This is a genomic window from uncultured Limnohabitans sp. (assembly GCF_937889215.1).
Classification (GTDB): domain Bacteria; phylum Pseudomonadota; class Gammaproteobacteria; order Burkholderiales; family Burkholderiaceae_C; genus Limnohabitans_A.
In genome coordinates this window covers 1-1535 of sequence record NZ_CALBEX010000438.1, presented here as the reverse complement: position 1 = coordinate 1535, position 1535 = coordinate 1, and the positions used below count along the sequence as shown (strand labels likewise).

At 59.0% G+C, this 1535-nt stretch carries 2 protein-coding genes; both read right to left on the bottom strand.

All coding sequences use genetic code 11. The features are described from left to right. Positions 1-61: 61 nt before the first annotated feature. Positions 62-910, bottom strand: coding sequence for a 3-hydroxybutyryl-CoA dehydrogenase (locus Q0341_RS11135; RefSeq protein WP_299513214.1), 849 nt, complete (start codon positions 908-910; stop codon positions 62-64). 129 nt (positions 911-1039) lie between these two features. Beyond that, on the bottom strand, positions 1040-1535 hold a 496-nt coding region (locus Q0341_RS11130; RefSeq protein WP_299513212.1), incomplete at its 5' end, for a TonB-dependent receptor.

The window sequence follows — 1535 nt, the reverse complement described above, 5'->3', positions numbered from 1 at the left end:
GTGTTCACGAACGTGACAGTCTCGGGTCTGGCTTGGCCAGGCCCGATTCATCCGCTGACGCTCAGTACTTGTAAACGCCCTGCCCGGTCTTGCGGCCCAGACGGCCTGCGGCCACCATTTCTTTGAGCAAGGGGCTGGGGCGGTATTTGCTGTCACCGAATTCCTTGAGGTAAACCTCCATCACGGCCAGGCACACATCGAGACCAATCATGTCGGCCAGCGCCAGCGGGCCAATGGGTTGGTTGCAACCCAGCTTCATGCCTGCGTCGATGGCTTCGGCTTCGGCAAGGCCTTCGCCCAGCACAAAGAAAGCCTCGTTGATCATGGGCACCAGGATACGGTTGACCACAAAGCCGGGGGCGTTCTTGACGGTGATCGGGGTCTTGCCCAAGGCCAGCGCCATGTCGTGCACCGCGTCGTGCGTGGCGTCGCTGGTCTGCAGGCCACGGATGATCTCGACCAGCGCCATCATGGGCACGGGGTTGAAGAAGTGCATGCCAATGAAACGGTCAGCGCGCTGTGTGGCGGCGGCCAGCTGCGTGATCGAGATCGACGAAGTGTTGGACGCGATGATCACGTTGGGGGCCAAAAGGCCGTCCAATTGCTTGAGGATTTTGACCTTGAGTTCGTGGTTTTCAGTGGCGGCCTCGATGACCAGCTGAGCACCCTTGAGGTCTTCATAACTGGCACTGCCCTGAATGCGGGCCAAGGCAGCGGCCTTGTCGTCTTCGCTGATTTTCTCTTTCTTGACCAAGCGGTCCAGACTGCTGGAGACGTTGGCGATGCCTTTGGCCACAGCGGCCTCAGAAATATCGACCATCACCACGCGAATGCCGGAGACGGCACACGCCTGTGCAATGCCATTGCCCATGGTGCCTGCACCAATGATGCCTACGGTCTGGATGCTCATGTTCTTCATTCCTTGAAAGTGAGAAACTCAAAAAAGAATGATCTTAACGGTGCTGAACAGGGGCTTGGCTGACAGCGCGGTCAAGCTGGGGGTAACACCGCCAGCAAAACCGAGCTCAAAAAACCACCTTCAGAACCTTCTTTGCGCCTCCAGCCCCAGCAGCAGCTTGCGCCCTGCCCCTGGCTCAAAGAATCGTTCGTTGCCACCGTTCACGATCACCGAGCCGGCGTGCTTTCGATCGGTCAAATTGTCAACCCGTACGAACTCCTTGAGCGTCCAGTCACCGCGGTCTTGCTTGAACTGCACACCCAGGTTTAACAAGGTGTGCGCCGCAGCCGCATCGTCGTTCAGGTCATTGACCATCACACGGCCCACATGCCGAGCCTCTAGCGTCACGCGGCTGCCCGCCCAGCCCGTGTCCCAGGCCACTTGAGCAAACAGCTGCTGCTTTGGCAGGCCGGGGATTTGGTTGCCTGCGGGCACTTGCACCTGCGGGTTATTAATGGTGGGGCACCCTGGCGAGGTACAGGTCATGAATGCATCTTGGTATTTGGCCTGCATCCAGGTGTAGGCCGATGTCCATGTGACCGGTCCCGTGCGCCATTCGCTCGACAACTCCAGACCC

Excerpts from the sequence above, each read along its gene's own strand:
- Q0341_RS11135 (WP_299513214.1), bottom strand. The coding sequence starts at position 910 with ATGAGCATCCAGACCGTAGGCATCATTGGTGCAGGCACCATGGGCAAT.